This window comes from Acinetobacter sp. Marseille-Q1623 (assembly GCF_902809895.1).
Classification (GTDB): domain Bacteria; phylum Pseudomonadota; class Gammaproteobacteria; order Pseudomonadales; family Moraxellaceae; genus Acinetobacter; species Acinetobacter piscicola_A.
In genome coordinates, this window is the sequence record NZ_CADDWG010000001.1 from 1,796,125 (window position 1) to 1,820,666 (window position 24,542).

Here is a 24,542-nt window from a genome sequence, read left to right on the forward strand (position 1 = left end):
ACATGCTTCATCATAGATATTTATAATGATTAGATTTAATAAACCTATACTAAATTTATAATTTTATTTATCATTTTCAAAAACTTAAATAAAAATAAAGATTATCTACTGCACTTTATTCGACTAGCTTTCCACTATGGCATAGCTAGGCTTAGACCTATATTTCAGTCATTAATAGCCCCATATTGTGATTTGAATGGAACCATCGCTATGCGTTCAAAGATTGACTACAGCACTGAAGTGGCTATTTTAGGTGCAGGTCCTGTGGGTTTAACCATTGCTAACTACTTAAGTAAACAGGGCGTAAAAGTCACTGTGGTTGAACAGCTCGACAGTCTGATTGATTACCCTCGTGCCATTGGGATCGATGATGAATCTTTGCGTACCATTCAATCACTGGGTTTGGTAGATCAAGTATTACCTCATACTACACCGAACCATGCGATGCGCTTTCTTACACCGAAAGGTCGCTGTTTTGCGGATATTCAACCATTGACCCGTGAGTTTGGTTTCTCTCGTCGTAATGCATTTATTCAACCACAAGTCGACAGCGTATTACTACAAGGTTTAAAACAGTACCAAGGGGCGCAAGTTTTATTCTCTCGTCAGTTGAATGAGTTTAGCCAAGATGCCAACGGTGTAACCTTAAACATCCAAAACAAAGATGGCGACAAAGAAGTTATTCATGCGCAATACTTGATTGCATGTGATGGCGGTAACTCAATTGTACGTCGTACTCTCAATATTGGTTTTGATGGTAAAACAGCACCAAATCAATGGATTGTCATTGACATTGAAAATGACCCATTGGCAACACCACACATCTATTTGTGTTGTGACCCTGTACGTCCTTATGTGTCTGCAGCATTACCTCATGGTATCCGTCGTTTTGAATTTATGGTCATGCCGGGTGAAACTCAAGAAGAACTGAGCAAGCCTGAAAATATTGCCAAATTATTGTCTAAAGTATTACCTACGACCGATGGGATCGAAGTGATTCGTCAGCGTGTCTATACCCATAATGCACGTATCGCAGATAAATTCCGTGTAGACCGTATTTTACTTGCGGGTGATGCAGCACACATCATGCCTGTATGGCAAGGTCAAGGCTATAACAGTGGTATGCGTGATGCCTTTAACTTAGCTTGGAAAATGGCTTTAGTTGTGCAAGGTAAAGCAACGCCTGATTTATTAGACTCTTACCAAGTCGAACGTAAAGACCATGCCAAAGCCATGATCGATCTTTCTGTCATGGCTGGTCATGTCCTTGCTCCACCAAAAAAATGGCAAGGTTTTGTCCGTGATGGTATTGCCTACGCATTGAATTACATCAAACCAATTAAACAATACTTATTGGAAATGCGTTTTAAACCAATGCCTAAGTATCATGACGGTGCTTTACTTGCAGATGGTCATAAAGACTCACCTGTAGGCAAAATGTTTATCCAACCACAGGTTCAACTTGAAAATGGTCAAACCGTTTTACTTGATGAAGTGATTAGCAATGACTTTGCCGTAATCGCTTGGGGTGTAGATCCGAAATGGGGCATCAACGAAGCCAATATGAAAAAATGGCAAGCGTTAGGGGTTAAATTCATCCAAGTATTACCTGCCGTTCAGTTGGGCAATGAAAAACGTAAAATCCATGATGGTGTGATTACCATTGGTGATATCGGTACCGAGATTCGTTCGTGGTTCGGCAAGACAGATCAAGCAATCGTCATTTTACGTCCTGACCGCTTTGTTGCAGCTTTAGCAATTCCGCAAACCATGAATACGGTCAGTCAGCAATTATTTAGCAAACTCCATGCGAAATAACACAGCAATATTTTGATCATGTGCAAGAATCACCATGTTTCAAACATGGTGATTCTTTTAATGTAATTCATCCCTTCCTCTGTATTTCATTTTTGTTTTACACATCGATGTTATTCATTTTTCACCTCAACAGACTTCTGTAAATAAAAAGCTGTATTGAATGCTAAATTTAAGCATAATATCATCATTCAAATTAAGCCTTTTATTCTTATGAAAAAAATTATTTTAATTGCATTTATTTCCACACTCATAGCCTGTTCAAAAGCCACACCCGAACAAAATGCCTCATCAAACCAAACGGAAGCAAGTATTTCACTACAACCTTCAAAAAATACTTTCGATAGCACACGCTTTATGCGTAGTGATGAGGCTGGACCTTTATGTCCTCAAGACTCCCTACAATGTTATACTTATGCACAAGAGCAACTTCGTTCTAAATATCCTGATTTAATCCAAAAAATTGGCGATGGTATTAGTATTCAATTTTTTGATGGCACAATTAAAAAATATATGCCAAGTCGAGGCAAAGAAGATCATCCTGACTACTGTGAAGTCTGTGCTTATACTGTGGTCAATGAATATCCGGCGATTGATTCTTTACTTCTACATATTCAATATTATGAAGGCTCAAGTTATAGCGTGCTCAATTTAAAAACAGGTCGTGAAACCAGTCTGTCAGGTCTACCCACATTTAGTCCAGATTATAAATACATGCTGAGCATTAATAGTGACTTAGAAGCGGGTTATACTGACAATGAGCTCAATATTTACCAGCTTGATGACCAGCATAATCCTCAACTCATTTTTGAAGCAGTTAAAACCATTCCACAGTTTCAGAGTGAAAATAATATTGGCTTCTCTGCTGCAACATGGCTAGAAAACACAAAATTTATTGTGCAGTCAGACTATCTTTCAAATACCGAAAACTATTCCAATGACTATCCACATAAATTTTATCAATTTAGTTTAATGAATAATGATGCAACACCGCATTGGTCTGTCGAAACATTGTCAGAAGAAAGCTATCAGAAATTAAAAGATCAATAAGCAAATTTTCAGGTTTCACTTGGCGGCTGTTAAATCGCCAAGTGCTGCCTAGTGACTGATACAGCTTGCAAGCAAGCTACATTTGACTGAGTTAGGTTTAACATCCGTTTTGAACATGGTTTGAACTCATTTCCATCATTAAAACTAAACTCACCATTGCACCCGTCAAAACATCTCCATATAAAATTGCTCTTTTAAAATTTTTAAAATTAAATCAATGGCTTCATTCTTTTGATCTTTACGATAACTTGCATATAAACCAATCATCGGCAACGGCTCAAGCGTATTTTTCACCACGATCTTATCACCCAATAAGGGAATCACATAGGCAGGAACCAAACTCCACCCCACGCCCATCCCCACCAGATTGACATTGAGTAGAATATTGGTCGACTTCTGTACCACATTGACATTCAATTTCGATTGCTTGAAAAAATCCTGAATAATTTTATGCAGTTGAGGTGATGCATCTTCATCACTAATGACAAAATCTTGCTGATTAAATGACTTAATCCCGACATGCTTTTGTTGTGCAAAAGGTGAATCTTTAGGAATAATCAGAGTCAAAGGCTCTTGAAAAACCTGTATACTTTCAAACTCCTCGTCATCTCCAAGATAACGTGTGAAAGCAATGTCAATTTCCCCTTTACGCAATGCTTTAAATTGATCAGAATCAGTCAAACTATGAAAATCAATTTTAATATCAGGAAAATGTGCCCGAATATTGGGCATGATATACGGAAAAACTTTCATTTCAGCCACAGGAACGAAGCCAATATTCAGTTGATCTTTATGAATTTTAGCAATCTGACGTGCATCAAAAATTGCCTTTTCCGCATGTTCCAAACTGAGCAATGCTTCTTTTAGAAATGCCCGCCCTTCCTCAGTGAGCTCCACTTTTCGGTTGGAACGAATCAACAGTTGCACACCAACCTCTTGCTCTAAGTCTTTGATTTGTTGACTTAAAGAAGGCTGAACTGTAAACATCCTTTGTGCAGCTTTCGTAAAATTTAATTCCTCTGCCACTGCTACAAAATAGCGTAAATGACGTAATTCCATAGGTTTAGCCTTCTATTTTGCCGAAATTAGTTTTGGTGCAACGCTCATTTTGTATAACAACATGGTCATGAGTACAATCACTGCACAAAAAAGATATGTGAATTGATAACCCAAGTAAGCAATGATCAAGCCCATAACCACTGAACCAACTGCCATACCAAAATCAAACAAAGTGAAAAAAGTTGAAATTGAATACCCCATTCGCTCTTTGGGTACAGCTTGAATGGCAACGGTTTGAAAACATGGAAATAATGAACCATAACCGATACCAATAAAAACTGCTGCTAGCCACAAAATCCATTGTGAATGTACAAAACTGACAATCACTAAACCGATGGCAAAAAATACAAAAGATGGATAAATCACAGCACTCGCCCCTTTACGATCGTAAATTTTCCCAACCCAAGGGCGTACAATAATCATCGCCAACGCAAAAATAATAAAAAATAAGCTGACATATTGCAGTAAATTTTGCATTTCCGCATAGGCAGTAATAAAACTCATAATACTTGAATAAGAAAATGCAACCAGTAACGCTACACAACCGATAGGTACAGCACGTTGCTCAATAATATCTGAAAACTGCACACGCGTTTGAAGCGCTGTTTTCTGGTTTTTAACAGCAGAGTTTGATGCTAAAGGAATCATTAAACAAAAAATAAAACCAACACAAATAATTGCAGTCAAGACCTGAAAAACCGTTATAAAATCAGAATATTGCAAAACAGTTAAAGCAATCAATGGACCAAATACCACAGCCAAATTGGTTGACATCACATAATAGCCCATGCCCTCACCTTTACGTTGTTCAGGAATAAATTCATTGGCAATCGGCACGGCAACTGTCGTGAGAACACTAAACCAAATCCCATGAATAAAGCGAACAACCAATAAGATCCATAAATTATCTGCAAACAAATACGTAAAAGCACAAAGCACGAATAATAATTCAGAACCTCGAAAGGCGATTTTTTCCCCTATTTTTTCAATGATTAAGCCTGAAAATGGACGAATCGCAATAGAAGACACTAAAAATAATGTCAGGGCTAAACCAGCTTGCTGAACAGAGCCCCCCAAAGACTTTAAAATATAAACAGGTAAAATGGTTAAAAATGCAAAATAGTAAGTGAACAAGAATAAATTATTAAAAATGCATAAAATAAAGTTTCTATTCCACAGTTTTTCAGGCTGTATTGCAACCATGCGATTCATACTTGCACCTGTGTTTTTATTGTTTGAATCGGTGCTAAAGCCAATGCGACCAAATCATGAATATAGGCAGCATCAGGCATTTTATTAAAGAAAATAATTTGATAATGAATCGGAGCATAAATACTATCAAGCATCAATTCAAATGGATAATGTTCACAAATTTCACCCCGTTGAATTGCCAACTGAATCAGCTTTCGTGTTTCTTCTCGTCTAGGCAATAAATACTGCTGAAAAAACTCACCTGCTGCTTCTCGATTTTCCGCCATGACCACCAATAAAGCACGTCCGACTTGATGATCTAAGGCTTTGGCTAATTTTAGTAATTGTTGCTCTAAATTGAATTGTAGACTTTGTGAGAAATCCATGTCAAAAATCGAAGCGGTATAGGCTTTAAAGGCTTCAAAAACTAAATCGGACTTGTGTTTCCACCAACGATAAATCGTTGACTTAGCAACACCTGAACGCAAAGCCACATCCTCAATCGTGAATTTACGATAATCATGCTCTTCTAAAGCTTCCACCACTGCATCCAAAATACATTGTTTACGGCGGGCGGTTTTTTCAATTTCCATCATCCCTGCACCAAACGATACGCTACGTTTCGTTTGATTTTAAGAAATCTTGTCTGTCTTGCTAAATAGTTTTTTCCTTTCAGATCATCTGTAAAAACAATCAATCGATTGCGTTGTTTTTTATTTTTATAAAATTTTAAAAGCATGTTTTGAATAAACTGATGTTTAGAAAATCACTTTCAATGGCGTTGTTCACCCATAAAAAAACCTCCTAACAGGAGGTTTTTCTCAGCTATTTGAGCTTTTCTTATAAATACTACATGATGGATGATGGTTTTCTTGCAAACGAGCAACTTTACGATGCTCCGCAGCTTCAAAACGGCAACGCTTCCAATCATTGTCTAAATTTAAAGGCGGAATTTGTTTTGGCTTACCATTTTCATCCACAGCAACCATCGTAAAATAACAACTATTAGTATGACGAATCGAGCGCTTTTGAATATTTTGTGCCTCTACACGAATGCCGATTTCCATAGAAGTACGACCAACGTGATTCACACTCGCTAAGAATGTCACCAACTCACCGACATGAATCGGCTCTTTAAAGTTCACTTTATCCACTGACAAAGTGACAACATAACTGCCCGAATAACGGCTTGCACATGCATAAGCAACTTGGTCGAGCAGCTTTAAAATTGTACCCCCATGTACATTACCTGAAAAGTTTGCCATGTCAGGGGTCATCAAAATAGACATCGTTAATTCAGATTGGTCTTCTGTTGTAGGGATCATTTGATCGAGTGGTGACATTATTTTCTTGACTCAGTGTTAAGACAGGAGATAGAGGACTATTATTATATATCTTTTCAAGCAAAAAAAATGTTTAATTCGGCAATTGACCATTATCTGACATGATATTGTTTGATTGAATCATTTATAAAATATATGGTTCATCCCTTTTCATCATGATTTTTTTCAATGAGACGTAACATTTCCATGGGAATGTTGTCATAGCTAAGATCGTGTTTACTCATACTACACAATTGGATTTCATAAGATTGATCCAAATTTATTTTTGTAACCACAAAGATCACTTCAGGCTGTGTTGCGAGTTTTACTTGTTGACCGACTGCAATTTTCGTCATTTTAATTTCATAATCCTAATCATTAATATTTATTCAATATTAAATTTTTTTGGATTATAAATTTTTCATTAAAAATAGTAAATTTAAATTAATGATTTTTAAACCCATAATGTAATCAAATCACATTATTTATTTAAAAATTGACTCATGCCATAGTTCAAAACGATCAATCAATTATGCACAGTCAATTCAGAAAACTGCCCATTTTGTTGATCTTGTTTCTTGATATTTAACACAGTTTTAATATCGTTCAGTCGCTCATTGGCGGCATCTCGTCCAACTTGCATGGTGTATTCGCGAGTTTTTACATCAAAAATATGTGCTTTTTCACGCAGATCAGGCTGTATGACGATATCAGCACTTTTTAGTTCTTCAGCTGCCAAATGACTTTGCATAATATTAATATTTTGGTTAAACAGTCCCCACATGTTGGTGGTTTCAGTATAAACAGGTTGCGCTAAGATATTGACTGCAATGACAATATCAGCACCAAGCTCTCGTGCAACTTCTACAGGTACAGGACTAACTAAGCCCCCATCAACATATTCATGCCCTTCGATTTGAGTCGGAATAAACATACTTGGAATAGACACTGAAGCACGTACAGCCTGCCCAGTATTCCCATAATTAAAAACAACTTTTTTACCATTTCTTAGTTCAGTTGCGACCACATACATCGGTATTTTCATGTGTTCAAGTGGCTGTTGTCCTACTTGAGCATTGATATAATCTTCAACTTTTTGACCATCAAAAAAGCCTTTCATGCCTATTTTAAATTCACGAACATCTTTAACTTTCAAATTTAAAGCGATTTCACGTAATTCTTGCGCAGATTTACCACTCGCATACAGTGAACCGACAATACTTCCTGCACTCGTTCCGACGATAAAATCAGGCTTAATTCCTTGTTGTTCTAATACTTCAATGACACCAATATGTGCATAACCTCGTGCACCACCACTGCCTAAAACCAATGCAATTACTGGTTTTTTTTGAGAATCTTTAAATTTATAAAAACTTTTGTCGAGCTGAGAGCGTGCTACAGCATGGGCTTGCACAGCTGCTGTACTCTCTAAAGGCACACTTTGACAGCCAATCAGCATAAAACTACAACAGACCAACGATAAGATAATTTTTTTCATAAAAATATGATTCTCACTTTTACATATATCACAGCACAAATGCAGCCAAAAAACTGTTAAATTTTTTTGTCATATTTAAAACGTATAATTTTTAAAATGTATAATCAGAAAATTGTTGTATAGCCTCATCACGAGACAAATGACTCAATAAAAATATATAGACGGTTTAATTTGTGGTTCAGTCGTTTCATTTTTAAATAATACTTTTTTGCTCACATCTATTTTGAAATAATAAAGAGAAGCCAAAATCTTTAGCTTCTCTTTGCTGCGATTAGTTAAACAAAAAACTTCAAGATCAACTGAATCACTGTGGCATTAATCAAGTCGACAAAGAATGCACCGCATAAAGGTACAATCAGGAATGCTTTATGCGAAGGACCATACATATTGGTGATGGCTTGCATATTTGCAACCGCTGTTGGTGTTGCGCCCATCCCAAAACCACAATGACCTGCAGCTAATACTGCTGCATCATAGTTTTTACCCATAACGCGGAAAGTCACAAATCCAGCATAAAGCGCCATCGTCAAGGTTTGTGCTGTTAAAATCACCACCAATGGACCTGCTAAATCTGCTAATTGCCAAAGTTTCAATGATAACAATGCCATCGCCAAATATAGTGATAATGCAGCATTACCAAATACATCAATCGCACGATCAAACATATTAATACGTAATACACTTTCTAAGATATTACGTAAAATAACACCACCACCTAATGCCCAAACAAAAGTGGGTAATTCAAACCACTGCCCTTTACTAAAGCCTGTCATAAATTCAGCAAAAGCCAAACACGCTGCAAATAAACCTAGAGTCGTGATTGCATTATCGGCAGTAATCAAGCGGACTTGTTGAGGGTATTCAAAAGGAACATATTCACCTAAACCACTCAATGGCTCACTGTTAGCATCGTCTACTTCACTGCGCGTTCTCGGGCTAGCAAGTTGATAACGGTTAATTAATAGTTTTGCCAACGGCCCGCCAATGATCCCACCAATAATCAAACCAAAGGTCGCGCTCGCCATACCTAAAGCCAATGCACCTTGGATGCCGTGTTCAGATTCTAAAATTCCACCCCAAGCACCCGCTGTACCATGACCACCTGTGAGGGTAATTGAACCTGCGATAAGACCAATTAATGGATCTAGACCTAAAGCAGATGCCAAACTCATTCCCACAATATCTTGCACAATAATAAATGACGCGACGCAGACAAGGAAAATAACCAAGCCAATGCCACCTTCTTTGAGTTTGGCAAAGTTTGCACTCAAACCAATAGAAGCAAAGAAAACAAGCATAAAACTTGTTTGTAATTCACTACTTGTGGTAATACTATAGCCAAATAAATTATGTACAATCAAAGAAATAACCGCTGCAACCAAACCGCCTGCAACGGGTTCAGGAATATTATATTTACGTAAAAATTCAATTTTTTGAACAAGGAAACGCCCTAATAACAGCACGATGACGGCTGCTATCAGCGTATAAAAGGCATTAAAAGTAAATTCCATCATTATTTCCATTTAATTGAGGTGATACTTTTTGTTCTACAGTCTTATTTATACTTAAATATTTACTTCAAGTATAAGCGGATAAAACTGCACAACGAAAAGACAGATAGAACAATTAAAGTTCTGAGTTAAATTAACCTATGAGTGGCTATATTTTTTGATGGATAAAAATATGATAAACATATTAAATCTATTTGAGAAATCATCATTATTCCTTCTATCATTGATAAAATGGATAGTTTCATCAAAAAACATCAGAATTTACAGCCTATCCCAAGGGATCACATCGTGAATAAACTGAAGCAACAACATTCAAGTGTAAAAAATGCTGTCTTAACTATTATCGCTTTTCAAAACATGATTTTTAGCGATTTTAAAAAGATCGAACATTATGCTTAATTTCAAAAAAATATCAGCTTTTTTTACAAATTTATGCCTTTTTCCATCCTATTATTAGACTAAAGTTATAGATAGCGCTTTTATAGTGATAAATTTTAGCGTGAAGATAAAGTATAAATTTTTAGCAATATGTAAATAAAAACAGGAACTCATAGAGTTCCTGTTATTTTCATCTTCTGGTCACTTAAATGTGATTAGAAGTCATATTTCGCCATCAAACCTAAACGACTATCACGACCTTTTGCACCGCCTACAGTTTCACGCTCACCATAGACATATTCAGTACCGAATGTAATTGGTTTCACAGGGCTATACATCACGTTTAACCAACCTTGTTGTAACTTTTCATTCGCATCAGCGCCTAAAGTACTATCATCATAGAATGCTGCACCATAACCAATAGTACTGCGTAATTTAGGTGTAATCTTATAGGTTGCCCCTACAGTTACTGCATCAATATCAGTTAAGTCGATATCTGTTTTATTTGTTTCAACTTGGTATGGGTTTTCTGTATACAGTAAGAAGAAGTTATCACCTTTTACATGAGAATAATCACCAAATACGGTTAATTGTTCAGCAAGATTCAGTTTAGCACCCAAACCTACCCCCCAACCAAACTCAGTTGCGTCATCAGCAGCACGTGCACGTACTTCTTGAATCAAAGCACGACCTGTTAACAAAGCAGTATCACCCAATTTATGGCTAATTTTTGCAGTTGCCGCAGGTAAACGGTTTTCGTCACGACCTTTTTCTAAACCAACAAAGTATTGAGTATTTGCGTCTAGTTTATCGCTATAACGAACCATTGGAGTACGTTTTGTTCCAATCCCTAATGGTGAGTTGAAATCTAACATTTCTGGCTGAGTTTCAGTTGATAAGAACGATGATGTCGTTTGACCAAATAACCAATTATTATAGTTTAAGTAAGCATGACGAATACGTACTGTGTCACTTGAACCACGGAAATCGATTTCGATTTTACCGCCAACATCCGCACCTTGAACTGGCGCTTTAAAGTCTAAACCAATACGTGATGTTGCTGCTGTACTATAAAGGCGATCATCATTTTTTTCATCGCCTGCTTTATTAAGATCAACCTCATTGATACGGTTAAAAATACCGTCACCACCTTTTGCTTGATAAGAAGCATCTGCACGAACAAAACCATAAAGATTTACATCAGCACCCGTTTTAGATTTTAAAGAGGCTAAAGGTGACTGTGGTGCAGCAGGTTGAGCTGCGACTTCTTGTAATGTAACTTGTTGTTGCTGTTGTACTTGTTGTTGCTGTTGTACCAATGCTTTTAAAGCTTCAACCTCTTGACGAAGTTGTTTAATTTCCTCTTGATCAGATGTTGCTGCGTTTGCTGTCGTAACCATCAATGCTGTTACGGTTAGGGCTAAGCTCTTCAAAACAAATGTTTTACTGCTGAGGAATTGACTCATGAAAAACTCCTAGTTTTTAATCCTGTTGTACGTCCGTGCAAGCATTGGCTGAATCCCCCTATATCATGTTGAAGCAACCAATATTTTTTTGTGATCAGCAATCATTTCTTAATCTGCTAAATCAACAGATGCACTTCTGCTTTTTTGTTAAATTATGAAAGCGTTAAACTTAAGTTAAAACATAAAAGTAACATTATGTGTAAAATAATAACACACTTGTAATTTATCTTAACTCAACAACTTTATTAAAATCAGTTTTAACGAATAACATTGTATTTTCAATTCTTATTTCAGATTAACTTTGCATTTTTTGTTATATATTCTTACATTTATGCTGCAAAATAGCAGATCATTATTTTATGACTAAGACTAATGTCTAGGCATATTTTTATGACTTTGCACAAAAATATGAAAATTTGATGAAGTATCTTCCTCAATTCCTCCCCCACCGAGCGCCATAAGTATCACTTCAACGTTAAATCAACGATGATTTTTTACTGCTGTAATTGCAACTCTTTTTTAACAAACCAAATGGCAATCCCCCCTGTGGCAGTAAATCCCAGCATTAAAATCCCCATATTTAACACATGATTAAACATTAGAAAATTCAGTAAAATCCCACCCACTAAACCACATGTAAATTGAGCACTGCCCATAATTGCACTGGCCGTCCCTGCGCGTTCACCTTGTTTAGACATTGCCAAAGCCATTGCATTGGGGCCTGTAAAACCAATTCCTGAAACAGTGAAAAACAGTCCCACCATCACTACCCAAAGCGGTGTATCAAGAAATAATCCTGAAATAACGATCAGCATAGAACCCAAAATTTGACTCAATCCACCCAATTGCAAACGCTGCACGACAGAGAATTTTTTTGCCAATTTTTTATTTAAAAATGAAATACACATAATACCTAAGGCATTAAAACCAAAGGCATAAGCAAACTGTTGTTCATTCAGATGGTATTGATCCATCAATACTGCAGCAGCAGAACCAATATAAGCAAAAAGTGCAGCCCCTGTTAAACAACCTGCAAGCATAGGTAAATAAAAACTACGATCTTTGCAAATCTCTACATACAGTTGTAAGACTTGTCTCATATTGAGTTGTAAACGGCGTTCTACAGGCAATGTTTCTTTAAAGAAAAAATGCACACATGCCAAACAAAAAAAGCCAATCAACATTAAGACAATAAAAACGGCGTGCCACTCAAAAAAGTATAAAATCCAAGCACCCAAAGTTGGTGCGAGCACAGGTGCAATCCCCATAACAATCATCATACTGGCAAAAGCCTGTGCTGAACCTTGCACATCGAGTTGATCTCGAATGGCTGCACGTGCCATCACTACGCCTACGCAACCTCCAAGCGCTTGCAACACACGTGCCGCAATCAACGACCATTGATCATTGGCTAAAACGCACAGCAAACTCGCACAAGCAAATAAGGTCATCCCAAAGTACAATGGTTTTTTACGTCCAATGCGGTCACTGATTGGACCATAAATCAATTGCCCTACAGCCAAACCAAAGAAATATGCGGGCAATGAATTGGCAACTTGTTGTGTCGAGACATTAAAGTCTTGCGCCATTTGCGGTAAAGCAGGTAAATACATGTCGATCGACAAGGGTCCAAGCGATGTAAAGAGTGCGAGTAGCAAAATCCAACCCATTGAATATTGCGCTTTGACCTGTTGTTGAGACATAGAAAGTATGAATTTAATCGGAGGAAATGCAGACAAGTGTAACGCTTGCATTGTATTATTTCTATTGCTGATTAATTGAAGTTTCACATGTTACGCTTTGATTATTTTTAGACTTATTAAAAAGTGCTACACAAGGAATCGTTTTGAACACGTGGCTCAATCGACTTAAAAAAGCAACCTACAATACCAGTATTATGTATAACATTCGCATGATTATTGCTTTTGCAGGGACGGCTTTTGTACCGTATTTCTTAGACCAGCAGTTGATGACCATTCCTTTAACTTTAGGTGTCGTAGCGGCAGGTTTAAGTGATATTGATGATCGTTTTTCTGTGCGCATCATGAACTTGGTCTATACCTATATTGGTTTTTTTGTGACCGCTGCCTCAGTAACCTTGCTCTTTCCTTATCCGATATTGTTTGCATTTGGACTAATCATCTCCTGTATTGGCTGGATTTTATTAGGCTCCTTAGGTCGACGGTACGCCACCATCTCTTACGGTTGCTTAGTCATTTCAGTTTATTCGATGCTCGGTGTGCACTTGTTTGAACCCTGGTATATGCAACCCAGTTTATTGGTCATTGGGGCTGCATGGTATGGACTGATTTCAACCATCAGTTTCTTATTATTTCCTGTACGCCAAGTACAAGACAAACTTGCACAATGTTATTCGGCTTTAGGCGATTTTTTATTTTCAAAATCCAATCTGTTTGATGTTGATATGACTTCTGAAAGCTATCAACAGAGTATGATCAGTCTATCTATGGAAAATGGTCAATTGATTGGCATTTTCAACGATATGAAAACTGCCCTATTGACACGTTTAAAAGGTGACCGTGGTCAACGTGATACGCGCCGCAGTTTACAATACTACTTTGTCGCACAAGATATTCATGAACGTGCAGATTCAGCTCATATTGATTATCAAAAATTAGCAAAAATATTTGAACATAGTGACATTTTATTTCGCTTCCAACGGATTTTATCCTTGCAAGGTAAAGCATGTAAGGATTTGAGTGACAGCATTCTAAACCGTACTACTTATCAACATAATGCGCGTTTTAGTCATGCTTTTAAAAATTTGAGACATTCTTTAGATCGACTACGCACAGAACAAAATTATGACCAAATTTGGGTCAATGCGTTATTTTCCTTATATCAAAATTTAAAGTCGATCGATGCCCAACTCCAAAATGTCGAAACTGAACGCCATATCAAATATGATCAAAGTAAACACATCGAAAACCAACTCAAAGATGATGACTTAAAAGGTTTGGATGATATTTTCAGTCGGATTAAACAACACTTAAGCCCTGAATCAGTCCTATTCCGTCATGCGATTCGGGTCTCTGTGGTGCTGTTTATTGGTTACGTCTTTGTGCAAATCACCGAAATTGAATATGGCTATTGGGTCTTACTCACTGCGCTTTTCGTCAGTCAACCCAACTTTAATGCCACCAAGCGTCGTTTACGCCTAAGAATTATCGGGACTTTGGCTGGGATTATTGCGGGTTATGCGATTCTCTATTTTGTGCCGACTGTAGAAGGACAACTCTTATTACTCATTCTAAGCGGGGTTTTATTCTTCGATTTACGCAGTAAACAATATGCTCAAGCAACTGCTTTCATTACGATTTTAGCGCTCATTAATTTTAATTTAGATGGTTTAGGTTTTGAAGCCGCATTGCCCCGTCTAATTGACACCATCATCGGTTGTGCTTTTGCATGGTTTGGTGTGAGCTTTATTTTTCCAGATTGGAAATTCCGCCGCTTACCACGTACCATCAATCGTTCTTTAGAGTCACAATGTCAGTATTTGGCTGAGGTTGTTGATCAATATCATCATGGTCGTAACAATGCGCTGAATTATCGTATTGTCCGCCGAGCTGCGCATAATACCGATGCCGATGTTGCCTCATTAATTTCTACTTTAGCCACTGAGCCCGATTTTGACCCTGCACAAAAAACCTTGGCATTTGAGTTTTTATGTTTAAATCATACTTTTATTAGCTATATCGCAGCATTAGGTGCACATCGTGAAAAAATTCATGATTCAGAGATTTTAGGTTTACTCGATCAAGCACTTGATGACATTAGAGGTGCATTATTAAGAGACGAAATGCCTGATTTAACTGCACATAATATGTTGCAAACCATTCGTTTACGTTTAAATCAGTCGGATGAAGACTCAGCAAAAGCTTTGATTATTTTACAACAACTGTCTTTAATGTTTAGCATTTTAAAACAACTCAGTACGCTCAAACAAAGTTTAAGCCACGAACGAGATGAGCAGTCAACTGAACTTGCTTCACTGTAGACACAATGCATTTTGCAGGTATTTTGGTAGAATATACTGACGATTTGAATGTAAATAATGCTAAACTCTGCTTAGCTCTATATATTTTTTTAATACTGACATTATGACTGCCAAAAATCTTTACGCTTATACCCTACAACCTGTGCCGTATGAAGTTACTGAGGCGGAACAACGCAATGCTCAATTAATGATTTGGCGCAGTACCAATAAAATTGGTACCAAAGCGTGGGCAATCATGGGTGTGATTACCGCATTATCTCTACTTGGTCTTATTTTTATTAAAAATTATTCCACTGTCATTTTTTGGGTCTTGCTTGCCTGTGTTGCAATTTACCTCCTTGTACGTAAATTTGGCTTGGAATGGTATGTTAAACGTAAGATGAACGAATTCCCAGTGCAAGAAATCAAAGGCATTAAACTCGGCGTCCAACCCCACGGCATCGTAATGCGTCAGCAAATGGGCATGCAAGAAGGTGTTGGAACGATTGGTTGGAAAGATATTTATGAATGGTATAATACCCCAGATTTTTTATTGGTGAACTTTAAAGTCAAAGGTCAACAAGGTGCTTACATCCTTCCAAGTCGTATGAACAGCAAGAACTTTTCTTTTGAAACCGTACGCAAACATTTAAAAGAAACTGTAGGCGAACCAAAAACGCTTTAATTTCATATCAATATTAAGCCTCCTGTTAAGGAGGCTTTTTTAATGCATAAAACATAATGATAATGAGAATAAATATTATCTTTAAATCCATTCTCTCTACAATTTATTCAGTTATAATTGCCACATTCAAATTCTGCCTTTTACCTGAACACACATGTTTAAAAAAATACTTTTCCAACTTCATTGGTTTTTCGGGATTACTGCTGGCTTGATTCTCTCCATTATGGGGGTCACTGGTGCGATTTATTCTTATGAACAGCCTATTCAAAAACTACTCAATCCAGACAGTTATACGGTACAAGTCGAAAATCGAGCCAAACTTAGCCCTGCTGAAATTTATCAACATTTTCAGACCACACAGCCTGAAATTAAGATTAATAGCATCACCATAGACCAAGCGCCAAATGCCAGTTCAAGTATCAATATTGAGAAAGAAGGTGCACGTAAAGGCTTCAATATGATGATCAACCCGTACACAGCAGCAGTACTTCCTGATATTAAAGGAAGAGAATTTTTTCAATTTGTTCAACAATTACATCGTAATTTAACCGTTGGACCCGTCGGTAAACAAATTACAGGTGCATGTACCCTCATTCTGATTTATTTCATTCTCAGTGGTTTGTACTTACGTTGGCCTAAAAAACATTCATTGAAACAATGGTTCAGCATTAAACCTCAACTCAAAGGCCGTAACTTCCTCTGGGATTTACATGCGGTTGTTGGCACTTGGGTGGTCATCTTCTATCTTCTATTAGCTGTAACAGGCTTATATTGGTCGTATGATTGGTGGCGTAATGGCATGTACACAATTTTAGGCGTGGATCGTCCACAACCTGAAATGCAAGCAGGCGCAGGTAAAGCAAAACCAAATGAACATGCAGTAACTGAAGCTCAGGCAAAAAATGAACGCCGTGGTTCAGCAGAAGGTGAAAGACAAGATAAAGGTCGAGATAAAGCCAAAATTGATCCAAGTCAAATTGTCATCGCTTATACACAAACATGGACGGGCTTTCATGCACAATATAAACAAGCGTATTCATCAATCACCCTCTCTACTCCGAAAAAAGCAAATGGTGCCATGGACGTTTCTTTTGTAGATGTGACTCCACAACATGAACGCGCTCGTAACAAAGCAACATTTAACTATCAAAACAATCAAATTGAAAAAATTGAGCTTTATGAAGATAAAAAGCTCAATGAAAAAATCATGAGCAGTATGTTACCTGTGCATCGTGGTAGCTTCTTTGGTCCAATTTATCAATTCTTAGTGATGTTAGCTGCACTCTGTATGCCATTATTCTTTGTGACAGGTTGGATGCTGTATCTGAAACGCCGTAAACAAAAGAAATTAACATTAGCTGCACGCAACCAAACTGCAATTGTTGATATTGATCCAAATGCGACCCCTTGGCTGATCAGTTATGCATCGCAAACAGGCGTATCTGAACAATTGGCTTGGCGTACAGCCACCAACTTACAAGCAGCTCGTCAACCTGTGACAGTCAAAGCAACACAAGACTTAACCTTAGCAGACTTGCAAAACTCCCCACAAATCTTATTTGTAGTCAGTACTTATGGCACAGGCGAAGCACCTGATTTAGCCATCACATTTGTCAAAAAATTAATGACACAATCTTTAGACTTAAAGCATCTAAAATATGCAGTTTTAGCTTTAGGTTCACAAGAATATCCAGAGACCTATTGTAGTTTTGGTCATCAACTCGATGCTTGGTTACAACGTAATCACGCACAAGCCTTGTTTAAAACCGTTGAAGTCGATAATGGCAATGCCACTGATATTGCGAAATGGACATCTGCCCTTGCACAAATCACACAACTTAAACTCAGCAATATGAGTATTGAAAAAGTCTTTGATCAATGGACATTAAAGAAACAACAATTACTTAATCCACATAGCTTAGGTGCACCAGCATTCAATATAGAATTACAAGCAACACATGAAGTTACTTGGCAAGCAGGTGATATTGCGGAAATTCAAACAGGAAATAGTCCTAAGCGTATCCAAGCATTTATGCAAAAATATCAAATTTCAGCTCAAACACCTGTAGATGGACAAGATCAAGAGATTCAACATGCGCTGTGGAATCGTCAGCTCAATGTCGATGTTGAACCTTTTGCCAACATGCAGCATTTACTTGAACAATTACCCATATTACCTACTCGAGAATATTCAATTGCCAGTATTCCATCCCAGCAGATTTTACGTTTGGTAGTACGCCAACAAAGCGATGAAAATGGTGAGCTTGGTTTAGGTTCAGGTTGGTTAACACAACATTGCCAAGTGAATGATCAAATTGCGATGCGTATCCGTACCAATCCGTCATTCCATTTAATCGATGACAATCGCCCAATTATTTGTATTGGTAATGGAACAGGCATTGCAGGATTGATGAGTTTGATCCATAGTCGTGTGCGCTCAAGTTATACAGATAATTGGCTGATCTTTGGTGAGCGCCAACAAGCACATGACTTCTTCTTTAAAGAAACGTTAGAAGCATGGCAAACCACAGGAATGCTTAAACATTTAGATCTGGCATTTTCACGTGACCAAGTCGAGAAAGTCTATGTGCATCATAAACTCCGTGAACAAGAACAACGATTAAAGGCTTGGATCACACAAGGTGCTGTCATCTATGTTTGTGGTAGCATTCAAGGCATGGCAAGTGATGTTGACCAAGCATTGGTAGATATCTTAGGTGAACAACAAGTCAATCAGTTACGTGAAAATGGTCGCTATAAACGTGATGTGTACTGATTTATTTTTAAATTTTCCAAAAAATTAAAATCAAACCGAGCCACATGGCTCGGTTTTTTTATTTTGCTCACTATCAACTGACTTTACAATTTCAACGCTCAATAAAGCTAAGGCTTTGTTAAAATAATAACTAATCTTGTTTAAAATGATGATAATAGCGCGAATGAAGTTCTCTATTTTACTGCGTAGTAGCTTATTTATTTTAGGTCTCGTCCTATTTGTAGATGGTCTTATTCTTATTTTGCAAAATAAAATCCATCTAGGCACAATTCTGCCCTTTTGTATTGGACTATGCTTTCTCATCTACGTGATTTTTTATCAAAAAATTCAAAATATGCTACAAAAAAACCTAAAACTAAAAATATTTTGGCAAGTGGGATGGGGTTTCTTTAGTCTATGGGCTATCAGTGTCTTGGCTTTTTTTATCTACTTACATGAACAAACCCAAGCAAAGACCCCAATAGTACAAGTCGATGCCATTATTATTTTGGGTAGCGGTATCATCCAAGGTCGTCCCTCACCTACGCTCGCCTCACGCCTTGATACAGCAGCAGCGCTTGCACACCAACAGCACCCACAGGCATGGATCATTGTCAGTGGTGGGCTAGATTATGGAGAAAACATTACTGAAGCAAAAGTCATGTCAGCCTATTTACAAGAAAAATATCACTTAAATGCTGCCAAAATTTTAGAAGAAGATCAAAGTACAAGCACAGCACTCAATCTAAAAAATAGTCAGAAAATTTTACAAGCACATCATCTAGGTCTAAATGCAAAAATCGCCATAGTGACCAGTGATTTTCATACCTTACGTGCAGCAGCAATTGCAAGGAAACAAGGCTACCAAAACTTTATAACATACAGTGCCAAAACACCATTAGCAACACGCTACAACGCTTGGTTACGTGAATACTTTGCTTACCTGAGTGGTTGGTTACTTCATGAATATTAAAAATAAATCACACATAAGGTGATATTCTCACCTTATATTAAACCAACTTAAGTATGATGAATTCTAATTTTGCGGGGTAAAGGTAATTGATTATTTTGAAATAATACAGGTTGTTCAAGATATAAAGCATATAAAGCCTTTTTCATATCTATCAAAAACTTACTACCAGATACTAAAATATTCTGTCCCTCAGGCGTTAAATTGACTGACAGTAAAGTATTATTTTCTATAATAAATGGAATTACTTGCTCAATAAAAGCGACCAAATCAATCTCTTGAATAGAGTAACGAGCCCAATTATCTTTAATCAATAATTGCGTTAAACTTCGATTTTGCCAAACTGCAAATGCCTGCTGACCTGTAGGTGTTGCACACAACGCCCAACCTTCATCATATAAAGCATAGACTTTGGCTTGAGCAATAATGGTTTCAATAAAATGTCGATATTGATCTTCGGCAGATAATGCAGTTTTTTGAGTATTCGACGCAGACTTACGCTGATAAGGATTTCGCATATTTTCGTAATATAATTAAATTTTTTATCCCTATATATTACAGGAATTTTAAAAAATATGAAAAGAAAATAAAGAGATAAAATATGGTGGGCGCTGACGGGATCGAACCGCCGACATTCTGCTTGTAAGGCAGACGCTCTACCAACTGAGCTAAGCGCCCTGAGAAAAATAGCATTGCTATTTTAGGATACAAGACCAACAAAAGAATGTTGTAACTTGCTTTATCACACTTCCAAGATCAGGTATCAAGGAAATGGCGCAGCGGACGGGACTCGAACCCGCGACCCCCGGCGTGACAGGCCGGTATTCTAACCAACTGAACTACCGCTGCATTACGATACTTTACATGATGTAAAGTGAGGTCTTGTGCTTTTTATCGCATAAATATGGTGGGCGCTGACGGGATCGAACCGCCGACATTCTGCTTGTAAGGCAGACGCTCTACCAACTGAGCTAAGCGCCCTGAGTCATAAAAATAGCATTGCTATCTTTATCGTGCAAGATCAACACATGGTATCAACTTGCATTATTACAATTCCAAGATCAGGTATCAAGGAAATGGCGCAGCGGACGGGACTCGAACCCGCGACCCCCGGCGTGACAGGCCGGTATTCTAACCAACTGAACTACCGCTGCATTACGGCATTTATATATTACTATATAAATTATGGTGGGCGCTGACGGGATCGAACCGCCGACATTCTGCTTGTAAGGCAGACGCTCTACCAACTGAGCTAAGCGCCCTGAGCGAGATAAATATGAATTTAAACGCTAGTCAGGCATTAAACCTTATTGCAAATCTATTGTAAAGTGGCGCAGCGGACGGGACTCGAACCCGCGACCCCCGGCGTGACAGGCCGGTATTCTAACCAACTGAACTACCGCTGCACTTCAACAATTTTCATTGCTATACAAACGATTTATTGAACTTAAGTGGCGCAGCGGACGGGACTCGAACCCGCGACCCCCGGCGTGACAGGCCGGTATTCTAACCAACTGAACTACCGCTGCACTATAAATTCAACGTTAAAGCTTGGTGGGCGCTGACGGGATCGAACCGCCGACATTCTGCTTGTAAGGCAGACGCTCTACCAACTGAGCTAAGCGCCCTAACGACTTCATCGTTTGTGAGGTGCATTATAGAGAATCTTTACCGACTGTCAAACGCTTTTCTCCACGTTTTTCACTTTTTGCGTTTGAGTGATTAAAAAATAGATCATTTTGATATATTTTGAGCTTTTTTGTTTATTATTTATCTATTTATCGTGATTTAAATTGAATTTTTCAGACTTTATTTTATTCCCCTGTTTTGAAATATTGCGATTTTTAGCTTTTATTTTGCTTTAGAAATACAATTCGGCAATTTTTATTCTATTTTGAGCTTTTATTTTCAATGCATCTTAGCACCTTAAAATAACTGAAATTTTGTACAGCGCTTTATTTTAAAATTTTAATTTATCTTTCAACTTGCTCTTCTGGACGCGTCCAAAGCCAAATTGCCACAATTAACATGGTTAAATTGGTAAAAATTTTGACCGCTACAGGCGCATTGGTAAATAACATTAAGATCGCACTTGCTGTCATCATGAGGCTTGCTAACCATTTTGCTTTGCGTGGCACAGTACCATGTTCACGCCATGCTCTTAACGTTCTACCGTATTTAGGATGATTCAATAACCAATCATGTACTTGTGGCCAACCTTTGGATGCTGCCCACAGTGCCAAAATTAAAAAAACTGTTGTTGGCATACCTGGCAATATTGCACCAATAAAGCCAAGCACAATAAAAATAATCACCAGGCTACGCCAAAACAAAATTCGCATAGATCAACTCAATTTTTCAAACTTCGTTAGTATATATGTTTTATGATTAAACACTGTATTTTCTTTCTTTGGATCATTGCTTTTGAATGCGATCAATATCAGTTATTTTGAACCTTGGTTAAAATTTAAAACACCGATCGTTCGACAGTTAGCATTTGTGGTTGCAAGTCCTAATATTCTTGCGCAAATCCCAAATGATTTAGCGATTCAGCATTCATTTCAATTACATCCAGATCATTTTTGGCAACAACATTATCTACAATATGAAACTCGTCTTGAACAATTAGATCGAGATCCCACAGAATTACTTCATTTTATCGCACAACTGAAAAGCACACGTTTAGGCTTACGCTTTGAATATTTGATGTGGTTTTGGTTAAAAGATCACAGATTTCATGCCTTCAAATTGCTCGGACACAGCATTCAAATGTTTCAAGGGCAACGGACTTTAGGGGAAATTGACTTCTTAATTTTGAATGAAAATACTCAACAAATCGAACATTGGGAGGTCGCTTTAAAATATTATTTAGCTGAGGCAGATTTTCAACTGCAACATTGGTATGGTTTAAACCGACAGGATACGCTGCTGCGAAAACTCAAACATTTCACAGAAAAACAGTTTCAATTCACCGCTGTACAGTCGCACGAAATTCAAAAACGCTTTAGCGTGTTAAAGGGGCAATTATATTACCCAACTCATTATTTCCCATATAAAACAGAAGCTTGGATAAATGAGATGCGCCGTATCGGTCATTGGGGACGCACAATTCCACAGCAAAAATATTATGCCTTAACACGCCATGAATGGATTTGTCCAAATATTACACAAAGCACAAATAATGCAATATGGTGGACAAATGGTTTATATAAGCATCAGGATCAGCAAGATTTTTATATGTACCGTCAACCTCATATCCTCAATATTCATGTGCAAAAAGTGTAAAAATCACCCAAAAAATATACAAAATATAACCAAGCACTCATAAAACAATCATATTCAACTGTATATGATTTTTTTAATCTATCTAGGCATCAGAATAATTTTAAACTGGAGATCAATGATGAAAAAAGTTTTAGCAGCTTCAATTATGTTAGCGTTTGTTTTAACAGGCTGTAATACCATTAAAGGGGCTGGTCAAGACGTATCTAAAGCAGGAAATGCAGTGACAAACTCTGCTGAAAAAGTCGAAAATAAACTTTAATTTAAATAATAAAAAAAAGCCTTATCTTTTGATAAGGCTTTTTTTTATTTTTATAGCAAAGAATAAGTTCAACTCAGAAAGCTTTTTAGTTTTCATTCAAAACGATCTTCTCTATTATAAGCTTTCCCCTTTTCAGATTTTATTTTTAACCATGAATGCCTCAGACACTTTGGATCTCAGCCTCGCACTCTTACGTCAACCCTCAGTCACACCAGTCGATCATAGTTGCCAAAACATGATGGCTGAGCGTTTAGCTGCTGTCGGTTTCAACATTGAACATATGCGCTTTGAGGATGTCGACAATCTATGGGCACGCCGTGGTACAGAAGCACCTGTTTTTTGCTTTGCAGGCCACACAGATGTTGTTCCAACGGGGCATTTAGATGCTTGGGAATCTGATCCATTTTTACCAGAAATTCGTGATGGTAAGTTGTATGGTCGTGGCAGTGCAGATATGAAAACCGCTTTAGCTGCAATGGTGGTTGCTTCTGAACGCTTTGTCAAAAAACATCCAAACCATAAAGGTTCAATTGCCTTTTTGATTACCTCAGATGAAGAAGGTCCATCGATCAATGGTACAGTCAAAGTTGTTGAGACCCTTGAAGCACGTCATGAAAAAATGACATGGTGCTTGGTCGGTGAACCTTCTAGTACTTCAACATTAGGGGACATTATCAAAAATGGTCGCCGTGGTTCTTTAAACTGCGTTCTTACCGTGAAAGGTAAGCAAGGTCATGTTGCTTATCCTCATCTTGCGATTAATCCTATCCACACAGCATCAAAAGCATTGGCTGAAATGTGTGAGACAGTATGGGACAATGGTAATGAATATTTCCCAGCAACATCTTTCCAAATTTCAAATATTCAAGCGGGTACAGGTGCAACCAATGTTGTGCCTGGCACAATGACAGTGACCTTCAATTTCCGTTATTCCACTGAAGTGACTGCGGAACAATTAAAAGCCCGTGTGCTAGAAATATTAGATCGTCATCAAGTCGACTATGAAGCACAATGGACTTTATCTGGTTTACCATTTTTAACACCTGTCGGTGAGTTGGTAAATGCGGCAACAACAGCAATTAAAAATGTCACAGGAACATATGCTGCACTTTCGACGAGCGGTGGAACATCAGATGGGCGTTTTATTGCTCCTACAGGTGCACAAGTACTTGAATTAGGCGTATTAAATGCAACAATTCATCAAATCAATGAGCATGTTAATATTGATGAACTTGACCCATTAACCGACATTTATGAGCAAATTTTAGAACAATTACTGACCTAATCATATTGGTCAA

Annotated in this window: 20 protein-coding genes and 8 tRNA genes; 9 read left to right on the plus strand and 19 right to left on the minus strand. The window is 37.6% G+C overall.

All coding sequences use genetic code 11. The annotated features are described in order from the left end of the window. The first annotated feature begins 210 nt into the window (after positions 1–210). Entirely contained in the window at positions 211–1,818 is a 1,608-nt protein-coding gene (locus tag HUV91_RS08520) for a bifunctional 3-(3-hydroxy-phenyl)propionate/3-hydroxycinnamic acid hydroxylase (protein ID WP_174493123.1), read from the plus strand. 210 nt (positions 1,819–2,028) lie between these two features. Beyond that, positions 2,029–2,865: a hypothetical protein gene (locus tag HUV91_RS08525; protein WP_174493124.1), complete on the plus strand. Its 837-nt coding sequence runs from the start codon at positions 2,029–2,031 to the stop codon at positions 2,863–2,865. Between the two features lie 165 nt (positions 2,866–3,030). Here HUV91_RS08525 and HUV91_RS08530 read toward each other — a convergent pair whose 3' ends face one another. The 9 genes from HUV91_RS08530 to HUV91_RS08570 form a co-directional block, all read right to left on the minus strand. Continuing rightward, positions 3,031–3,924 (minus strand): LysR substrate-binding domain-containing protein, encoded by an 894-nt coding sequence (locus tag HUV91_RS08530; protein ID WP_130073871.1) that lies wholly within the window; start codon positions 3,922–3,924, stop codon positions 3,031–3,033. A gap of 12 nt (positions 3,925–3,936) precedes the next feature. After that, entirely contained in the window at positions 3,937–5,127 is a 1,191-nt protein-coding gene (locus HUV91_RS08535) for an MFS transporter (RefSeq protein ID WP_416377018.1), read from the minus strand. 5 nt (positions 5,128–5,132) lie between these two features. Beyond that, positions 5,133–5,711, minus strand: coding sequence for a TetR/AcrR family transcriptional regulator (locus HUV91_RS08540; RefSeq protein WP_130073873.1), 579 nt, complete (start codon positions 5,709–5,711; stop codon positions 5,133–5,135). A gap of 225 nt (positions 5,712–5,936) precedes the next feature. Beyond that, positions 5,937–6,458 carry an acyl-CoA thioesterase gene (locus HUV91_RS08545; RefSeq protein ID WP_130073874.1) on the minus strand — a complete coding sequence of 174 codons (522 nt, stop codon included), beginning with the start codon at positions 6,456–6,458 and terminating at the stop codon, positions 5,937–5,939. Positions 6,459–6,598: 140 nt separating this feature from the next. Then, complete coding sequence (locus HUV91_RS08550; protein ID WP_130073875.1) at positions 6,599–6,793, minus strand: hypothetical protein; 195 nt, start codon at positions 6,791–6,793, stop codon at positions 6,599–6,601. 170 nt (positions 6,794–6,963) lie between these two features. After that, the gene (locus HUV91_RS08555) at positions 6,964–7,935 is read right to left on the minus strand and encodes a patatin-like phospholipase family protein (protein ID WP_174493126.1); all 972 of its coding nucleotides are present in this window, start codon (positions 7,933–7,935) and stop codon (positions 6,964–6,966) included. Between the two features lie 275 nt (positions 7,936–8,210). Further along, positions 8,211–9,446, minus strand: a complete 1,236-nt coding sequence (gene gltS / locus HUV91_RS08560; RefSeq protein WP_130073877.1) for a sodium/glutamate symporter — start codon at positions 9,444–9,446, stop codon at positions 8,211–8,213. A gap of 593 nt (positions 9,447–10,039) precedes the next feature. Next, on the minus strand, positions 10,040–11,290 hold the full coding sequence (locus tag HUV91_RS08565) for a DcaP family trimeric outer membrane transporter (protein WP_130073878.1): 1,251 nt from the start codon (positions 11,288–11,290) through the stop codon (positions 10,040–10,042). Positions 11,291–11,784: 494 nt separating this feature from the next. After that, a complete protein-coding gene (locus tag HUV91_RS08570) occupies positions 11,785–12,993 on the minus strand; it encodes a multidrug effflux MFS transporter (RefSeq protein WP_174493615.1) in 1,209 nt (402 codons plus the stop codon). A gap of 143 nt (positions 12,994–13,136) precedes the next feature. Between HUV91_RS08570 and yccS the strand changes: the two genes are divergently transcribed. From yccS to HUV91_RS08590, 4 genes are all read left to right on the plus strand, one after another. After that, on the plus strand, positions 13,137–15,311 hold the full coding sequence (gene yccS / locus HUV91_RS08575; RefSeq protein ID WP_174493127.1) for a YccS family putative transporter: 2,175 nt from the start codon (positions 13,137–13,139) through the stop codon (positions 15,309–15,311). Between the two features lie 103 nt (positions 15,312–15,414). Further along, positions 15,415–15,975, plus strand: a complete 561-nt coding sequence (locus HUV91_RS08580) for an SdpI family protein (protein ID WP_130073880.1) — start codon at positions 15,415–15,417, stop codon at positions 15,973–15,975. A 154-nt stretch (positions 15,976–16,129) separates the two neighbouring features. Then, positions 16,130–18,751 carry a PepSY domain-containing protein gene (locus HUV91_RS08585; protein ID WP_174493128.1) on the plus strand — a complete coding sequence of 874 codons (2,622 nt, stop codon included), beginning with the start codon at positions 16,130–16,132 and terminating at the stop codon, positions 18,749–18,751. 163 nt (positions 18,752–18,914) lie between these two features. Then, complete coding sequence (locus HUV91_RS08590; protein ID WP_174493129.1) at positions 18,915–19,703, plus strand: YdcF family protein; 789 nt, start codon at positions 18,915–18,917, stop codon at positions 19,701–19,703. Positions 19,704–19,750: 47 nt separating this feature from the next. Here HUV91_RS08590 and HUV91_RS08595 read toward each other — a convergent pair whose 3' ends face one another. The 10 genes from HUV91_RS08595 to HUV91_RS08640 form a co-directional block, all read right to left on the minus strand. Continuing rightward, positions 19,751–20,218 (minus strand): DUF2750 domain-containing protein, encoded by a 468-nt coding sequence (locus HUV91_RS08595; RefSeq protein ID WP_174493130.1) that lies wholly within the window; start codon positions 20,216–20,218, stop codon positions 19,751–19,753. Between the two features lie 84 nt (positions 20,219–20,302). Further along, positions 20,303–20,378 (minus strand) — tRNA-Val (locus HUV91_RS08600). A gap of 94 nt (positions 20,379–20,472) precedes the next feature. After that, positions 20,473–20,549, minus strand: a tRNA-Asp gene (locus HUV91_RS08605). Between the two features lie 56 nt (positions 20,550–20,605). Further along, positions 20,606–20,681 (minus strand) — tRNA-Val (locus HUV91_RS08610). Positions 20,682–20,777: 96 nt separating this feature from the next. Beyond that, positions 20,778–20,854, minus strand: a tRNA-Asp gene (locus HUV91_RS08615). A gap of 32 nt (positions 20,855–20,886) precedes the next feature. Next, positions 20,887–20,962: transfer RNA gene (locus HUV91_RS08620), tRNA-Val, on the minus strand. A gap of 67 nt (positions 20,963–21,029) precedes the next feature. Further along, positions 21,030–21,106: transfer RNA gene (locus HUV91_RS08625), tRNA-Asp, on the minus strand. Positions 21,107–21,152: 46 nt separating this feature from the next. Next, a tRNA-Asp gene (locus tag HUV91_RS08630) sits at positions 21,153–21,229 on the minus strand. A gap of 23 nt (positions 21,230–21,252) precedes the next feature. Beyond that, positions 21,253–21,328 (minus strand) — tRNA-Val (locus HUV91_RS08635). Between the two features lie 345 nt (positions 21,329–21,673). Further along, positions 21,674–22,042, minus strand: a complete 369-nt coding sequence (locus HUV91_RS08640; protein ID WP_130073884.1) for a YbaN family protein — start codon at positions 22,040–22,042, stop codon at positions 21,674–21,676. A 76-nt stretch (positions 22,043–22,118) separates the two neighbouring features. Between HUV91_RS08640 and HUV91_RS08645 the strand changes: the two genes are divergently transcribed. From HUV91_RS08645 to dapE, 3 genes are all read left to right on the plus strand, one after another. Further along, positions 22,119–22,985, plus strand: coding sequence for a DUF1853 family protein (locus HUV91_RS08645; protein WP_130073885.1), 867 nt, complete (start codon positions 22,119–22,121; stop codon positions 22,983–22,985). 118 nt (positions 22,986–23,103) lie between these two features. Next, positions 23,104–23,244, plus strand: coding sequence for an entericidin A/B family lipoprotein (locus HUV91_RS08650; RefSeq protein ID WP_130074048.1), 141 nt, complete (start codon positions 23,104–23,106; stop codon positions 23,242–23,244). 151 nt (positions 23,245–23,395) lie between these two features. Then, positions 23,396–24,529 (plus strand): succinyl-diaminopimelate desuccinylase, encoded by a 1,134-nt coding sequence (gene dapE, locus HUV91_RS08655; RefSeq protein ID WP_174493131.1) that lies wholly within the window; start codon positions 23,396–23,398, stop codon positions 24,527–24,529. Positions 24,530–24,542: the final 13 nt, after the last annotated feature.